This window comes from Halobacteriovorax sp. RT-2-6 (assembly GCF_047085025.1).
Taxonomy (GTDB): domain Bacteria; phylum Bdellovibrionota; class Bacteriovoracia; order Bacteriovoracales; family Bacteriovoracaceae; genus Halobacteriovorax_A.
Window position 1 is genome coordinate 758,435 of sequence record NZ_JBKIYH010000001.1, and the last position, 16,518, is coordinate 774,952.

Annotated in this window: 11 protein-coding genes; 1 reads left to right on the plus strand and 10 read right to left on the minus strand. The window is 38.1% G+C overall.

Annotated features, from left to right (window positions below):
• Window positions 1-151 precede the first annotated feature (151 nt).
• Window positions 152-1,174: a C1 family peptidase gene (locus tag ACMAYS_RS03465; protein WP_392991533.1), complete on the minus strand. Its 1,023-nt coding sequence runs from the start codon at window positions 1,172-1,174 to the stop codon at window positions 152-154.
• A 202-nt stretch (window positions 1,175-1,376) separates the two neighbouring features.
• Here ACMAYS_RS03465 and ACMAYS_RS03470 point away from each other — a divergent pair, with 202 nt between their 5' ends.
• A complete protein-coding gene (locus tag ACMAYS_RS03470) occupies window positions 1,377-3,422 on the plus strand; it encodes an ATP-dependent helicase (RefSeq protein WP_103216909.1) in 2,046 nt (681 codons plus the stop codon).
• Here the strand turns inward: ACMAYS_RS03470 and ACMAYS_RS03475 are convergent.
• The 9 genes from ACMAYS_RS03475 to ACMAYS_RS03515 form a co-directional block, all read right to left on the minus strand.
• On the minus strand, window positions 3,403-3,741 hold the full coding sequence (locus tag ACMAYS_RS03475; protein WP_412462746.1) for a hypothetical protein: 339 nt from the start codon (window positions 3,739-3,741) through the stop codon (window positions 3,403-3,405). The genes ACMAYS_RS03470 and ACMAYS_RS03475 overlap by 20 nt on opposite strands.
• Window positions 3,728-4,009: a hypothetical protein gene (locus ACMAYS_RS03480; protein ID WP_146037772.1), complete on the minus strand. Its 282-nt coding sequence runs from the start codon at window positions 4,007-4,009 to the stop codon at window positions 3,728-3,730. The genes ACMAYS_RS03475 and ACMAYS_RS03480 overlap by 14 nt, the downstream gene beginning before the upstream one ends.
• A gap of 85 nt (window positions 4,010-4,094) precedes the next feature.
• Window positions 4,095-4,910, minus strand: a complete 816-nt coding sequence (locus tag ACMAYS_RS03485) for an enoyl-CoA hydratase-related protein (RefSeq protein WP_412462747.1) — start codon at window positions 4,908-4,910, stop codon at window positions 4,095-4,097.
• Complete coding sequence (locus tag ACMAYS_RS03490) at window positions 4,910-5,815, minus strand: hydroxymethylglutaryl-CoA lyase (RefSeq protein WP_103216905.1); 906 nt, start codon at window positions 5,813-5,815, stop codon at window positions 4,910-4,912. The genes ACMAYS_RS03485 and ACMAYS_RS03490 overlap by 1 nt, the downstream gene beginning before the upstream one ends.
• A 12-nt stretch (window positions 5,816-5,827) precedes the next feature.
• Window positions 5,828-7,741: an acetyl/propionyl/methylcrotonyl-CoA carboxylase subunit alpha gene (locus ACMAYS_RS03495; RefSeq protein ID WP_146037771.1), complete on the minus strand. Its 1,914-nt coding sequence runs from the start codon at window positions 7,739-7,741 to the stop codon at window positions 5,828-5,830.
• A 7-nt stretch (window positions 7,742-7,748) separates the two neighbouring features.
• A complete protein-coding gene (locus tag ACMAYS_RS03500) occupies window positions 7,749-8,540 on the minus strand; it encodes an enoyl-CoA hydratase-related protein (RefSeq protein ID WP_103216903.1) in 792 nt (263 codons plus the stop codon).
• A gap of 22 nt (window positions 8,541-8,562) precedes the next feature.
• Window positions 8,563-10,182, minus strand: coding sequence for a carboxyl transferase domain-containing protein (locus ACMAYS_RS03505; RefSeq protein ID WP_103216902.1), 1,620 nt, complete (start codon window positions 10,180-10,182; stop codon window positions 8,563-8,565).
• A gap of 113 nt (window positions 10,183-10,295) precedes the next feature.
• Window positions 10,296-12,947 carry a hypothetical protein gene (locus ACMAYS_RS03510; RefSeq protein ID WP_412462748.1) on the minus strand — a complete coding sequence of 884 codons (2,652 nt, stop codon included), beginning with the start codon at window positions 12,945-12,947 and terminating at the stop codon, window positions 10,296-10,298.
• Window positions 12,948-13,285: 338 nt separating this feature from the next.
• A complete protein-coding gene (locus ACMAYS_RS03515; protein WP_412462749.1) occupies window positions 13,286-16,288 on the minus strand; it encodes a hypothetical protein in 3,003 nt (1,000 codons plus the stop codon).
• Window positions 16,289-16,518 lie beyond the last annotated feature (230 nt).

Here is a 16,518-nt window from a genome sequence, read left to right on the forward strand (position 1 = left end):
TTTCTTTGCTACTTTCTTAGTTGCTTTCTTTGCTACTTTCTTAGTTGCTTTTTTCTTTGCTACTTTCTTAGTTGCTTTCTTTGCTACTTTCTTAGTTGCTTTTTTAGCAACTTTCTTCTTTGCTACTTTCTTCTTGGCCATGGCCATCTCCTTAATCTATATAGAAAAAATTTCCAAAATCATGTGCATATTTTTGAGTAATCATTCCATAACCTGGATAGTTTACTTCATCTAACTTAAACTTCTTCCCAAAGCCTTTAACTCCCCAAGAATTCTTAAAGTAATAAACACCCTTATATTCGAATTCCTGCCAAGAGCCATCTTCCATCTGCATTCTAGTCTTCACAACAACATCATCGTCATAACCAACAAGAATCATCGAATGGCCCCCGCCTTTTTCTCCCGAAATTCGACGATCACGTGTTCCAACTTCAGGATAGCCAACAATGCCTGCATACCATTTGCTCTTATCACGTTCTTGAATCTCAAGAGTCTGAGTCTTTTTTGCATTCCAAGATCCATAGTACAACTTAGTTCCTAGAATAACTGACTTTCCTTGACTTAACCATTTCTTAATTTTGGATAAGTCTTTCGACATGTAAGACTTCTTTCTTGAATAAAGATCATCCACTAAAGTGTCTCTTAAATAAATTGCCTCTTTTCTAATTGGAATAAAATCAGGATCAATTTGAGCAATATCATAATCAGTCATTTCAAATAAACGAGGATCACGCTGCCCAAGTAAACAAGACTGTAGATACTTTGGAAGCTCTACTAAATGGCCACAAGTTTGTTTGGCCATAGTGATTTCAGGATAGTCATCTTCAAGAGATGGCCATTTCTTGCGAGAGTAAGGCCAAGTTTTTTCGTAAACAACTCCCCAATCAAGAATGGCACGCATATTTTTAGATGTTGTTGAACCTTCCCAACTCTTATCCTTCATTATGAGATATTCCATCCACTGCTCAGACAAATCGAGCTCAACTGGTAGAACCCCATGCTTACGAATTAGTAAGTGCTCAACAATTCCAATTGCACTAAACATAGTGCATGTACCACGGGAGCCTTGAGACTTAACGGAAGTCTGTTGGCCAATTAATGCATGGATATCACTTCGCGATGGAAGCTCAGATGCTTGGGTGTATAGTGCACCAAGTAGAATTATTAAATTCAATAAAATCGATCTAAGGTGTGTTGTGTTCATGTATGGAATTCTGACTCTTTAGCTCGGTTTTATCAAGATGCAATGCAAGGTTCCTGGATACTTTTCGGGATGCGTGGCATGAAGTAATTATGCTAAGCATCCCGAAAAGTATCCAGGAACCCATACCAACAAACAGATTGCCTAATCGCCTTTCTAAAGGCACATTATACGCATGATTTCATTGGCAGGATTAAACGACAAACAACGCGCGGCGGCTGAGACCATCGAAGGCCCAGTACTGATTTTAGCAGGTGCTGGAAGTGGTAAAACACGTACAATCACCTACCGAATTGCGCATATGGTTGATAACCTGCATATTCCTGGAAAACAGATTCTGGCCGTTTCATTTACAAATAAGGCCGCAAAGGAAATGAAAGAAAGAGTTCACGGCCTGCTTGGAAAGAATAAATCTAAAGGAATGACTTTAGCGACTTTTCACTCACTAGGTCTGAAAATTCTTAAGAAAGAAATTACTCATTTGGGTTATCATAAGAACTTCTCGATCTACGACCAAACAGATCAAATGAGTATCATACGTGAAGGTCTTAGACTTTATCACGATAACAAGGGCTCATTTAAGAAAGAAGTTATTCAGTCTAAGATTGGAAAGCTTAAAAACGAAGGGATTAAGCCTGAGGACTTTGCTGATTCGCCATTCTTTGATGGAGAAGATCCTTATGATCACGCAGTTAATTTTCTCTACGAATTTTATCAAGAGAAGCTTAAATTTTATAATGCCATCGACTTTGATGATATTCTTCTTCTAACAGTTAGGCTCTTTGATGAGAATCCCGAAATCGCTTTAGAATATTCAAATGGATTTAAGTACATTATGGTAGATGAGTACCAAGATACAAATCCACTTCAATTTAGACTTATTCGACACTTAACTTGTGCCCACGATAATCTGTGTGTTGTTGGTGACGATGATCAAGCAATCTATTCGTTTCGAGGTGCCGATATTTCAAATATCATTGGCTTTGAAAGAGATTACTCTCGTGCAAAAGTTATCAAGCTAGAGCAGAATTATCGCTCAATCTCACCGATTCTAAAACTTGCTAACGCTGTTATTCAAGAAAATACAGATCGTCGAGACAAGACACTGTGGTCAGATAAACCAAGTGATCACAGGCCTATCCTTTGGGAGCTTGAAGATACTGAACATGAGGCGGAAATCATTGTTGAAGATATTATCTCTCACCAATCTAAAGGTGGGCATTTAGGTGACATCGCAATTCTTTACCGTTCAAATACTCAAGCAGCACCAATTGAAGAGCAGCTAAGACTTTCTCAGGTTCCCTATACAATTATCGGTGGCCAAAAATTTTACGAGAAAAAAGAAGTAAAAGATATCATGGCCTATCTTTCGGTCATTAAAAATCCTGCCGATCAAATGGCGCTTCGAAGAATTCTAAATGTTCCAAATCGTGGAATCGGAATGAAGACTTTAGAGAAATTTCTAGAAGAAAGTGAGGCCCATCAGATCGATCTGTTTAGTGCAATGAAAAATGCACCTGAACTTGCGGGTACACGAGCGGATAAGATTACAACATTTATTAATTTTATTGAAAGTGCAAAAGAGTATTTTGGAAGACTACCTCTTAGTCAGGCAATCACAAGTCTTACGGATGATCTAAAGTATTTTGAATATATCGACAAATGCTATGACCAAGTTAAGCAGGCTTCACGTAAAAAAGACGATATTCACTTCTTCATTGAATCAGCGGCGCGTTTTACAGAGAATTTTAAGGAACAAGCTACCCTAGATAAATTCATGGAAAAGCTTATGCTTCAAGATTCTCAGGATACAAAAGATGAAGACGAAGATGATGATGTAAGAAAGAATGAAGTTACGATGATGACTCTTCACTCATCAAAGGGGCTTGAGTTTAAACAAGTTTATATGGTTGGAGTCGAAGAAGAAATCCTTCCGCACAAGAAAACAATTGTTAATGGCGAAGGAGACGCAGAAGAGCGTAGACTTTGTTATGTAGGGATTACTCGCGCTCAAGAAAAGCTTATCATGACAGTGTGTAAGCAAAGAAAAATATACGGCAATATGCTAACACGCCATCACTCACGCTTTCTATGCACTGATGATGCAAAAAAATACTTTGTTAAACAAGACCGTCAAAACTTCGGTCACCTTGAAACTCAAGAAGAAGTCGACGCCTATAAGAAAGATTTCTTTTCAGGACTTATGAATCTTCTAGATTAAAATCAATGATAACAGTATTGGAAGAGTAACCTGGGATAAGGCTAAGTAGTGTTTCAAAAAATCCCTGCTTAATCGTCACACGCATCTTACTTACCTTGCGACAATCATAACTTCGTTGCTTAAAAATATCTCTAATTCTACGCTCTTCAATACCAAAGCCAGAAATATTTTTTGAAACACGATAATCAAGTTTATCGTCTGCTTTTGCCCAAATACCATTTGGAGAAGCACAAAATTGACTATTGAGCTTAACTCCACTTGATGCACAAGAAGTAATGAACAGTATAAAAGGGAGAATGACAAATCTAGTAAACTTCATACTCATTCTCTCCAATATCAGTGGCCGCCTTAACTTCAATTTGCTTTTTGGAAAAAAGGCCAAAACTTAAAAATTTTATAAATTGATCAAGTGGAGATTCAATCTCTTGAATTTCAACACGTGAAACATACTCACTTCGACGACGAAAGAAATCATTACCTAGTTTTATATGATGCTGTTTCGGAAGTGATCCATAAAACATATTTTGAATTTCGTGATTTGCTTTTAACGTAATGGCCTCTCGATTTGCATGTTTTGAAATATGCAAAAGCCTCTCACCATCTCCACTATAGAGTGTGCTAGAGCAAGACGAAAGAAAGAAGGCAAAAAGGCCCATTACGATTATATTAATATTAATTTCCCTTGAAGTCTGGGCTTCTCTTCTCTTTTAGAGCTGAAAGTCCCTCAAAGTGATCATTCGTTCTTTGCGCAATTCCTTGGTATGCACTCATTAAATTGAGATGAGACTCAAGATCATCGTGAGCAGCACGCTTCATTGCTGTCTTTGTCAATTGTACTGCAACTGGAGCATTAGCAGCTATTTCATTTGCAAAAGCAGATACAGCAAGCTCAAGGTCCTCACCTGTTACGATATTATTAACAAGGCCCATTTGCATGGCCTCTTTAGCAGTATAAATACGACCCGTTAAGTACATCTCCATTGCTTTTGTGTAACCAACTTTTCGAGTTAAAAAGAATGGCCCACCATCTCCAGGAACGAGAGAGAGCTTACAGAAAGTTTCACCAAATTTCGCATCATCGCTTGCGACTGCAAGATCACACATCGCTACAAGATCACATCCAGCTCCAATTGCACCACCGTGAACCATTGCTATAATTGGTTTTTGAAGTCTTTCGATAACTCGAGGAATATTTTGAATTCCACGTGAGTAACGATTTCTGAGCTCAAAAGATTCACCTGCAAACATTCCTTTGCGAGCAATCATTGCTTTAATATCACCACCGGCACAGAAGTTGTCGCCTTCGCCTCTAAGAACGATCACGCGAATATCTGGATCACCATCAGCGAATGTTAAAACTTCAGTAAGAGAAGCAATCATTTTATTAGTGATAGCATTTGCCATCTTAGTATTATCAAGACTTACCCAAAGGGTTGCGTCTTTCTTTTCAATTTTTAAGTGTTCAAATTCGTAGCCGTAAATAGACATTACTTTCTTCCTTTATAAGCTTGAAAAAACTTAGACGGTGCAGTGTGACCGATTTTAGAAATAATAAAAGAGCTAGCATCATGGAGTTTATCCATATCCACGCCTGTATCAAAACCAAGTTTATGTAAGAGATTAACAACGTCATCTGTTGCCACATTCCCACTTGCACCTTTTGCATATGGACAACCGCCAAGACCTGCTGCAGATGAATCAAAAACCTCAATCCCCTCTTCTAAAGAAGCGTAGATATTAGCGAGGGCCATCCCCTCTGTATCGTGAAAGTGCATTGCCATCTGTTTTAAACCAAAGTGATCTTTAATTAGTTTTGTAATTCTTCGCACTTGGTTAGGGTTAGCGACACCAATAGTATCCCCTAATGATATTTCGTAACACCCTAGATCTAATAATCTTTGGATTCCATCAACGATTGATTTATCTTTTATTTCTTTTTCATAAGGGCAACCAAAAACTGTTGAAAGATAGCCTCTAACTTTCATTCCTTCATCAAGAGCGGCCTTTGCCACTTCAATCTGTCTTGCATGGGCCTCTTCAATAGTTGCATTGATATTCTTCTGGTTGAAAGTATTCGATGTTGCAGTAAACATACTAATCTCTTTCACCCCAAGACTCTTTGCAAGCTCTAGTCCCTTTAAGTTGGGTACTAAACAAGGAGTCGCAATCCCCTTATCTTCAGTGATTTTTAATACCTGAGGATACAGCTCTGCTGCATCCTGCATTTGAGGAATCTTATCAGGACGAACAAAGCTTGTTACTTCAATTGTTGAAAGTCCTGTCTCACTTAAAAGCTTGATAAACTCGAGCTTATCTTCTGTGGCGACAAAACTTTTTTCATTTTGTAATCCGTCGCGAGGTCCAACTTCAACAATCTTAATTTTTTTAGTCATAGTTAATCCGAATTAGTTTAATTCTACGAGGTCAACTCCACCATCAATTGTTTGGCCTTCTTGAACTAGTATAGCATCAATCTTACCATCACGAGATGCCTTTACAGTATGTTCCATTTTCATGGCCTCCATAACAACTAGAGCATCACCAATTTTAACTTCTTGCCCTGCTTGAACAAGAACCTTAAGAATTTTCCCAGGCATTGGCGAGCTCATTTCATGGGCCTCACCTGTAGCAGCCCCAGAGCGCTTCGCAACACTTCGTGAAAGTTCAACACGCTTACTATTTACAATATAGGCATTCTTTTGCGTTAGAATATGGAATGGAACTTCGTTAATCCAAAGAGCATCTTCTTCAATATCAACAGTACAAGTAAAGCCTTCAAAACGTACAACAAGAGTACTCACACCTGAGAACTTGAAGAAAGCTTCAAAAGTATTTTCTCCAAAGTCATAAATTCTCTTTTCACCTTGGTCACCGCTCATTCTAAAAGAATCAAACATGATATCATCTTTTAAGAAATCGTGAGCAAGAGCAGCAGCAATCTCTTCTGCATAAACTTCAGCAGGTGCAAGATCTGCTTCATAAGTTTTTACAAAGTGAGTATAAGTGTTACCAGCAAGGAATGCCTCATGCTTTAAAATTCTTACGAGATAGTCATTATTTGTTGTTAAACCTTCAAATGGAAGGTGATTAAGACCTGCAATCATTGTTCCTACAGCTTCATTTCTTTCAGCTCCCCAAGTAATTACTTTTGCAATCATTGGGTCAAAGTTAACAGTGATTGAGTTTCCATTCTTATAACCAGTGTCTAGACGAATCCCCTCAATTGCATCCCCAATATATTCAAGGCGACCAATTGCTGGCATAAAGTCATTATCAGGATCTTCTGCATAGATACGACATTCAATAGCGTGCCCGACTTGCTTAATATCATCTTGAGTAAACTCAAATCTCTCACCACTTGCTGCCATAAGCTGTAATTCGACAAGATCATATCCTGTTACCATTTCAGTGACAGGGTGCTCAACCTGTAATCTTGTATTCATTTCAAGAAAATAGAAGTTTTCACCGTCAAGAATTAATTCAACAGTACCAGCACCATGATAATCGATGGCCGTTGTAATCTTAACAGCTGCATCAGTCATCTTTTTACGAAGCTCATCACTTAGGGCCAAAGAAGGAGACTCTTCAATAATTTTTTGGTGACGTCTTTGAATTGAACATTCTCTTTCAAAAAAGTGAAAGTGATTCCCGTGAGTATCACTCATTACTTGAATTTCAATATGGCGTGGACTTGTTATGAATTTTTCAATCAAGACAATATCGGAACCAAATGAGCTTAGGGCCTCTCGCTTACAACTTTCAAGTTCAGCAAGAAAGTCTTTCGAGTCATTAACAACTCTCATCCCTTTTCCACCACCACCGGCAGATGCTTTAATCAGTACAGGATAGCCCATTTTATCAGCTTCAGACTTTAAGAATTCAGGTTCTTGATTTTCACCATTGTATCCTGGAATAACAGGAACACCGATTTCAATCATCTTGTCTTTAGACCCTTTCTTATCTCCCATAAGAACAATATGCTCAGGAGTTGGTCCAATAAACACAAGACCTGCATCAGTTACTTTCTGAGCAAATATTGCGTTTTCAGATAAGAAACCATAACCAGGGTGAATTGCATCACATCCACTATCTTTTGCAATTTGAATGATCTTATCCATATTCAGATATGTTTCACTAAGAAGTTTTCCTTCTAAGTAATAAGTCTCATCTGCAAATTCTCTTTGAGGAAGATTTCTTTCTTCAAAAGTGTAAAGAGTTACTGTTTTAATTCCAAGAGTGCGACAAGTTTTGATAACTCTTAGTGCAATCTCAGCGCGGTTGGCGATTAATACTTTCTCAATTTTCTTTATAGTTGCCATATATAACTTACTTCCAGTTTGGTTTTCTTTTTTCAAGTAATGCTGTCATACCTTCCTGACCTTCATCAGAAATTCTCTGCTTAGCAATAACTTCACAAGTGTAATTCATTGTTGCTTCATCATTTCCAAGACGCTCTTTAACACCAAAAATTAACTTCTTTGCAACTCTCTGTGCATTTGGTGCAACTTTAATGAGTTCTTTTGCCATATTGACGATATCTGCATCATAGTAGCGATCAAGAGAAACTCTATGAATAAGGCCAATTTGTAGAGCACGTTCTCCATCAAATCTCTCACCAGTAAGAAATAGGTGGCGAGCATTTGACTCTCCAATTTTTGCCATAACAAATGGAGAAATTACCGCAGGAACAAGTCCAAGATTAACTTCCGTAAGACCAAATTTTGCACTCTCACTTGCGATGACAAAGTCACAACAAGCAACAAGACCAACTCCACCACCAAGGGCAGCGCCATTTACTCGGCCAATGACTGGCTTAGAAAGATTGTTAATTGCATGAAATAGTCCCGCTAACTTTTTAGAGTCCGCAATATTTTCTTCCATTGAATAGTCTTTCATTTTTTTCATCCAATTTAGATCAGCTCCTGCGCAAAATGATTTTCCGGCACCAGTAAGAACAACAACGCGGACGCTATCATCATTTTCAAGTGCTAGGAACTCTTCTGTAAGTGCTGCAATCATCTCATCATTGAATGCATTATGAACTTCTGGGCGATTTAGTGTGATGAAACAAATCCCACTTTCTTCACCTGTTTTTATCTCTTTTGTATATCCTGTCATAAAAAATCCTTCTTCTATTTCACTACATTCTAAAGACACCAAACTTAGTCTCTTCAATTGGAGCCTGTTTGCTTGCTTTAATTGCCGCACCTAAGATATCACGAGTTTTATGAGGTTCAATCACACCGTCATCCCACAGTCTTGCTGTTGAATAATATGCGCTTCCTTCATTTTCGTATTTATCTAAGATAGGTTGTTTAAACTTCGCTTCTTCTTCGGCCGTCATCGGCTTTTCACCTTTTGCAACAAGCCCGTCTTGACGAACAGTTGCAAGTACTCCTGCTGCTTGCTCACCACCCATTACTGAGATACGAGCATTAGGCCACATCCATAAGAAACGAGGAGAATAAGCACGACCACACATACCGTAGTTACCAGCACCAAAAGATCCACCAATCACAACTGTAAACTTTGGAACATTAACAGTTGAAACGGCCGTAACCATTTTAGCACCATGTTTTGCAATTCCTTCAGCTTCATATTTAGAACCAACCATGAAACCAGTAATATTTTGTAGGAAAACTAATGGAATATTTCTTTGTCCGCAAAGCTGAATAAAGTGAGAACCTTTAATTGCCGATTCAGAAAAGAGAATACCGTTATTAGCTACGATCCCTACTCTTTCTCCACAAATCTTTGCGAAACCACAAACCAGTGTTGGCCCGTATTTTTCTTTAAACTCATGAAAGCGTGAACCATCCACAAGGCAAGCAATGATCTCTCTAATATCAAATGGCTTCTTCGTATCACGAGGAAGAATTCCGTAAATATCTTCGGCATCATACTTTGGCATTTCAAAATTGAAGTCGTCTTCGTTTTGCTCAAAGTTTATATTTTCAAGAATTGATCTTGTAATTGCAAGAGCGTCGTCTTCGTCTTCAGCGAAGTGGTCAGCAACACCTGATTCACTTGTGTGAACTTTTGCCCCACCAAGAGTTTGAGCATCAACTTCTTCACCTGTTGCAGCTTTTACTAGAGGAGGTCCTCCTAAAAAGATCGTCCCATTATCTTTTACAATAATTGATTCATCCGCCATCGCAGGAACGTAAGCTCCACCAGCAGTACATGAACCAAGAACAACAGCAATTTGTGGAATCCCTTGGGCAGACATTTGGGCCTGATTAAAAAAGATTCTTCCAAAGTGTTCTTTATCTGGAAATACTTCATCTTGCATTGGTAAGAATGCTCCACCAGAGTCCACAAGATAAACACATGGAAGGCGATTCTCACGTGCCACCTCTTGCGCTCTTAAGTGTTTCTTAACTGTCATTGGAAAATAAGTTCCACCCTTAACAGTTGCATCATTGGCCACGAACATACACCAAACACCGTGAACCTTACCAATCCCCGTAACAATACCAGCACTTGGGATATCCATTCCATACATGCCGTTTGCAGCAAGAGATGATAATTCGATAAATGGAGATCCTGCATCGAGGATTTTATCAATACGCTCACGTGGTAATAATTTTCCACGAGAGTGGTGACGAGAAACAGATTTTTCTCCTCCACCCATATGAGCATGTTTAACTTTGTTTCTTAATTCTTCTACATTTGAAAAATGAAAATTGAAATTCTCTCTAAAGTCATCACTTGATCGATCGACCTTAGAAACGATAGGTAGCGTCCCTGAAATTGTCATAGAAATTGCCTCTAACTTTTGTAATAAAAACTGAGCAATTTTATCTATTTATGAGGGATTTTGACAAGGCAAGGCACGTTATAACGCGCCTTGCATCGGCTTATTCTAAGAAATTATTCTGATATTTCTGCTGCATTGAGAAATTGAGAGTAGATACTATCCTCAGAACTTACTTCTGAAGCCTCCGAGGCAATTGAGCGACCTGCGTTATCCAGTTTTTTAATCTGATCTGCTTCTAACTGGGGCCCCTCTAATTCAGGAAGCATTGCTACCTCAAATAGTGCATCTTTTGATTGTGAAAGGATGACGTTCCCATCATCATCATGGCCAATGAAGTATGTCTGACCATCTGCTAGGACAACGCGATTGCTACCTTTTGAAATTGCATCAGCAACTAGCTTACGATCTTGCTTTCCTATTCGATTATCTGATACCGATAGTACATCTGATCGTGTATTACTAGATAAACTAAGTCCTGATACCATATCTGCTGCGCCAAGGGCAGCTGAGATTGAAGATGCTGATCCAGAAGTTCCAGCACCTGCTATTGATGCTCCACCACCACGGCCAGAAGTTGTACCAACAGAGGCCCCTCCTCTTACACTAGATGGAGCTGCACCAGAGTGAGGATATGCAGAAGAACTACTACCAAAGTGACCTAATGCTCGCTCATCAGCAAAATTTTGCTCACTAGCAATACTTCTTTCTTTTCTCTTTGCGCTTTCTTCATTAACTGCAAGTGCATTTTTTGCAACATTGGCCAGTTGTTCTTTTAACTCTTTAAGTTGCTTTCTAAGCTCTTGCGCTTCTTGATCGTCATTAACACTTGATGCAAGTTGATTTTCTATTTTCTCAACTTGATTTTCGATCTCTCTCTCGACTCTTTCATGTTTTGTTTCATTTACTTGAGAAGCAGTATTTGTTTGCACCTGAGCAACTTGGGCCTGTCCCATCGTAGCCATTTGCGAGCTTTGTGCCATCCCAGTATTTTGTGTATTTGTATACTTCTTATTTAGGTACTCTGCCGTTTGAGAAAAGGCTCCATCATCGATAGCATCTGCAGATACATTTTCTATATTCGAATTTGATTTAGAATTATTATTAAACGCATTTGCTAGGCCACCCTTCTCATAGGACTCTCTAACTGAAGCAATTTGCTGTCCGTGACTTCCACGAACTTCATCAAAAACGAGTGCAGGGTCATAAGTTGAAGTAAAGTTACCATACCCACCCGCAATAGTTTGTGGGATCTCTCCTTTATTAAAAGCTGAACAATAGAACTCTGCTGTTTCAATATCATTTCCACCAAATGACTCATTCGCCTCAGTAAATTCAACTGCAGATACACTTTTCATTACATCATCAAAATTTGAAGGATCACAAGTATACTCAAGTTCTTCAATACGACTCTCACACTCACTAATTACTTCTTCTTTCAAATCTGTTAAGTGATTCATAAGAGAATCAAAGATAAAGCTCTTAGTATCAACACCTTGATTTTTAATTTCTTTTAAGGCCTTAGTTACTTGCTCAAAATCATCTGCGTCACGAACCATTGATTTCATAAATTTTGAACCAAAGAAGGATACGTATTGAATTAGAAATTGATCCTCTTCTTCTGCAGTAAAGACTTGATTAGCATAATCAAGGCGACCTTCTTTACCATCAGTTTGATAATAAAGGGAGCGACTTAACTTATCTGACTTTGCAATTTCTCTTTCTCTAAAACTATAAAATTCACGACTAAAGATTTTGTTATTATAAACATAAGCTTTAAGATCATCTTTATAATACTTCGAATATCCTTCACCACTAATTCTTTGTTCATTGAATCTTACAATGAAAAGATCAATGAATTGGTTTCTTTTACTACCGCCATTACCATCGAGGGCAACATTCTCAGCTGCAATTTTCTCATCAAAATAATCATCGATTTCTGTATTAGATTTTGTGAAAACATGATTTAGGCGCTGCTTTGCCTCACCTTCAGTACTTGTTTTGATAAGATTATCCAAATTATAACCAAGTTTCTTATCAATAGCATTTCTAACTTGAGGGCTTAAACAAGACTCAATTTTTTGACTAATTTTATCAATATCACTTTTTGTACAAGTAAATCGATCAAAGTTTTTATCTCTAATAGCTAGTTCGTGACGATAACGTTCTAATCGTCCAGCATTGTCTCTAATGAGATCAAAAAGATTATAAACTCGGCTGGCCACAATCGCAGAGTGAAACTTACTCTTATATGCTTCATCTGAATTAGGTACTAATACCTGTTCTTGAGTTACAGTAGCTGTAACGTTACTTACACAACCACAGTATTGTTCAACATTAATTTTCTCTTTAGCACCTTCTTGAAGGTCAACACTATATAAAGTGTCTCGACATGCATTACCATAACGAGACATACTGATTTCCATTTTTGTCACTTGATCAATTTGATTATCAGCTGGAGATGAACTCTTACGATCACCAACACAGCCAGACTTTGCAAGAGACTTCTCCATTTCCACAAATGGATCACTTGTACCAAGGATACGATTCTTTCTAATCTCATTGAATGTATTTTCGTTGTGATCAACCTGTTCAAGAAGATAGATACCAGCATCAGCAATAACCGTATCGACTTCACTTAACATTAGTAAGTTTTGTTGAAGTGGTGTAGAAAACGAACCTCCAGCGACTCCTAGGATAGCGGCTGCTTGAGTAGTGTTCTGTAGTGTAAACAATGTCGTAGTAATAAATATTTTAATTAATTTCATTTCCGTCCCGGATACCTGATCCAATTTGTCTATCGGTGGCATTAAGAATTCTCTTAAGTGACCAAAATTTATTGTTCACCTTCCTTTCTTCAATATATTATGGACGCTAAAAATAAATTTTCTAAACACACTACAAATAACTTAATTATGAGGTGAGCAAACTCACTGAATTCACGTGTACAACTGTTTAAAAATAAATAAATAGCGACTAAACAACAAAATCTCCTTGCGCCAATAATAGTCGTCGTTTCAACACTTTCTATTTTCAAAAAAAAGTAAAAAAAATAAAAAAGACCAGCTATTGCTGGTCTTTTCTATATGTGAATTTATTGATAATTCTATTCGTTGATTTCTGCGGCATTTAAGAACTTAGTATAAATACTATCCTCGCCAGGAACTTTTACTTCTTCACCTTCAGAAGCAATTTCACGCTTAGGACCGTCTTCGGCCTTAGGAGTAGGAAGTTGAGGTCCTTCTTGCTCAGGACTCGTCACACCAGCTAATACTTCTTCTGCTGTTTCAGAAAGAATCACATTTCCATCTTCATCATGACCAATATAATAGACACGGCCATCGGCAAGAACAACACTGTTATTCCCTTCAGCGATAGCTTTTGCAACTAAGCGTTGATCACTTTTAGCAATATTATCACCTGCTACTGCTCCTGAAGAAGCACGTGAAGAAGAGCCTGCTGTAAGTCCTAGTCCACCAGTTGCACCTAGTCGATTGATCGCACTAATTCCTGTACCGGCCGATGAAGAACTGCCTCCAGCTCCAGCAGAAAGATTTGAAGGAATACTCGATCCACTAGACGCCTGCTGTACAGCTCTAGTATTTCCTGCAGGTGCCGCATCTCGACGACCTCCACCAAAACCACTACTTGCAGCTATATTAGACATTACTTTATTTCTTTGAGCTGCAATACGCTTTTCTCTTTCAGGATCATCTTCATCAATAGGTTTTTCAGACTTTGCAGTTATAGCAGTATTAAGCTCTGCTATTTGTGCTTTAAGTGCAGCAAGCTCAGCTCTAAGCTCCGCACTCTGACTCGCTTCATCAGTAGAAACAGCTGTAGAGTTTCGGTTCTCTTCAAGCTCTTTCGCAATTGCCTCGGCTTCATCCTCAACTCTTGTTTTCACATCTTCAAGAGACTTAACAGATGTTGACGGATTTTGAATCATTGATTGCAGAGAGTTGTTATCAATAACATTCGAACTTGCAAAACTATTAGATGGTAATGAAGAGTTTGAACTATTGTAGCTTTCAAGAAATTGCGCAGCTTCATCAAAATTATACTCGCTTGAACTTCCATCATTTGCGACACCTGAGTCTTGTCCATTATTAATAATATCACCAGCAGTATTAGCTCTTTCAACAAAGCCTCCGAGGCCTCCATCTAATTTTGAATCGTCGTCACTCTTTACTTTATTAGTCCCAAGGCCAGTCGTTGGATCATATGAGCCTTTAATTTGCTCTAAGACTTTTTGTGAGTCCGAAACAACAGAGCTAGCAAGCTTGGCCGCATTCTCATTGGTAACACCCATATCTAGGGCAAGACAATACTTTCTTGAATTCAAAGAAACGTCTTCACTATTTGTATCATTAATCGCAACGAATTCTTCTAAAGAAAGAGAAGACATAATCTCTTTAGGACTACTGTTACAATCCTTTTCAAGGGCCTCAATTTTTTGACGACATGTTGCTCTTAATTCATCTTCGTGCTGATTTCTAATTACGTTATACATATCTCCCATCACTTTAGCGCCTTGATCATTTTTCGTTTCAAGAGCATTTAGAGCGTTTGAGATTTCAGATAGAGATGCCTTTGAAGAACCATCAAGTAGTCGTGGTAATGTTTGACTGGAAATTGATGTTGCAAATTGTAACATTAGCATATCTTCCTGAACTTGAGAGATATACATATTATCGACAAAAGAGCTTCCCCAACCATAACTTTTATTTTCTAAATTGGCCTTTGCTCTTAATGTTTTATCCGTTACATCAAGTTCCTGCTTTCTAAAATCTTGATAAGCTCCATACATAACAGGATCACTATAGATATACTTATTTAAGCGTGCCACATATGAACGAGGAAACCCTAAAGGTCCTCTTTTATGCTGGCTATATTCTAAGATAAAAATATTTGCGAATTCTTTTAGCTTTTCTTCATCAGTTGTGAACATCTGTCTTTGTCCACTAACATTTTTATCAATGTCTTCAAAGATTTGCTCGAAGCGATTCTTAGCGCGAGACTGTCTAGACGAGTTACCAAGAGCTGGAATCGTTGTCATAAAGTGTAGGCCAATCATATCATCCGAAGAATCAAGTTCCAGTTTCTTATCAATAGCATCACCAAGCCTTCCTGCAAAACAAGACTTAAGCTTATTACTTAGGTTTTCAATATTCTGCCCAGAGCAACTATACGGGTCATTCACATAGCTGTGCTTGTCAAATTCATCAAAACGAACTCTTGCGCTCTCTAAGAAGTCTTTAAATTCTTTGACTCTGTGAGCGACAACTTTTTCATAAATTTTATCAGAGAAGTTATCAATAACATCCTTCTGACCTAGCTCTTCTTCTTGTTCATCAGAATGAGTTATCTTATTTGCGCAATTACAGAATTTTTGAGGGTCAACTTTTGGTGTTATACTAAATGGATCTTCATCTATTGTTAAATAGTCATCAGAACAGCCTTTAAAACGGCTATCAAGCTTAAACATAAATGACTCAAGGAACTCACCATTCGTCCCTAGACGATTCTCAGAAATTGAATCATCACCAGTACAAGGCCTGTAGGCTTCATCAAAGCGAAAAGCAGTCGCATTATTCCAAGGATTGCCTCCAACGGCCACTGCAGAACTATGTGGATATTGTACTTTTTGCTTAAAAATGAAAGGAGAATTCGATAATCCCTTTAGTGATTTGTCACCATCGTCATAATTCAATTCGATTAGATTATCATAACTAAAGTCGTCCATTGGATCTTCAATACGACTCATAAGACCAGTTTGAAGGAAGCTTGCACTGTAAAACATCGGAGGAACTTTACTTCTAATTCCATCCCCACCTTCAAGCTCTCTAAGCTGTAGACGCTTAAGACGAATCGACTTCTCAAAATCATTATTCGTTTCAGCGATGTTATAGACTTGTTGAACAAGGACTTGTTGAACAGGGTCCACAGCATTGAATTGCCCACTTGCATTCACAACCGCATTACCAACCGCAGCGCCAAGCATGTCACCACTTTGATCAGCCACTCCACTAATAAGACCTGATTGTCCATTAGCAAAGCTTGAGTTAATCGTGAATAATAGGATAATCGATGATTTAACAACTTTCATTTCTTCCTCACATAGATTAATCTTCTTAATTTATCGGTTAATAAGTTTTATTTCTTTACTTAACCGACAATAAAGTTGACCACTCCCCTCTATCATTTTCACTTGAGAAAGGGTGTGAGTGAATAATTTTAATAAATTAGGTGCAAGATAATTTTTAGACCGACTTTAACTAGCTGATATCAAAGAATAATTTTCAATTGTAAAATTACTATTCACCAAAAACTGTGCAA

Excerpts from the sequence above, each read along its gene's own strand:
- ACMAYS_RS03470 (WP_103216909.1), top strand. The coding sequence starts at position 1,377 with ATGATTTCATTGGCAGGATTAAACGACAAACAACGCGCGGCGGCTGAG.
- ACMAYS_RS03475 (WP_412462746.1), bottom strand. The coding sequence starts at position 3,741 with ATGAAGTTTACTAGATTTGTCATTCTCCCTTTTATACTGTTCATTACT.
- ACMAYS_RS03485 (WP_412462747.1), bottom strand. The coding sequence starts at position 4,910 with ATGTCTATTTACGGCTACGAATTTGAACACTTAAAAATTGAAAAGAAA.
- ACMAYS_RS03490 (WP_103216905.1), bottom strand. The coding sequence starts at position 5,815 with ATGACTAAAAAAATTAAGATTGTTGAAGTTGGACCTCGCGACGGATTA.
- ACMAYS_RS03495 (WP_146037771.1), bottom strand. The coding sequence starts at position 7,741 with ATGGCAACTATAAAGAAAATTGAGAAAGTATTAATCGCCAACCGCGCT.
- ACMAYS_RS03500 (WP_103216903.1), bottom strand. The coding sequence starts at position 8,540 with ATGACAGGATATACAAAAGAGATAAAAACAGGTGAAGAAAGTGGGATT.
- ACMAYS_RS03505 (WP_103216902.1), bottom strand. The coding sequence starts at position 10,182 with ATGACAATTTCAGGGACGCTACCTATCGTTTCTAAGGTCGATCGATCA.
- ACMAYS_RS03510 (WP_412462748.1), bottom strand. The coding sequence starts at position 12,947 with ATGAAATTAATTAAAATATTTATTACTACGACATTGTTTACACTACAG.
- ACMAYS_RS03515 (WP_412462749.1), bottom strand. The coding sequence starts at position 16,288 with ATGAAAGTTGTTAAATCATCGATTATCCTATTATTCACGATTAACTCA.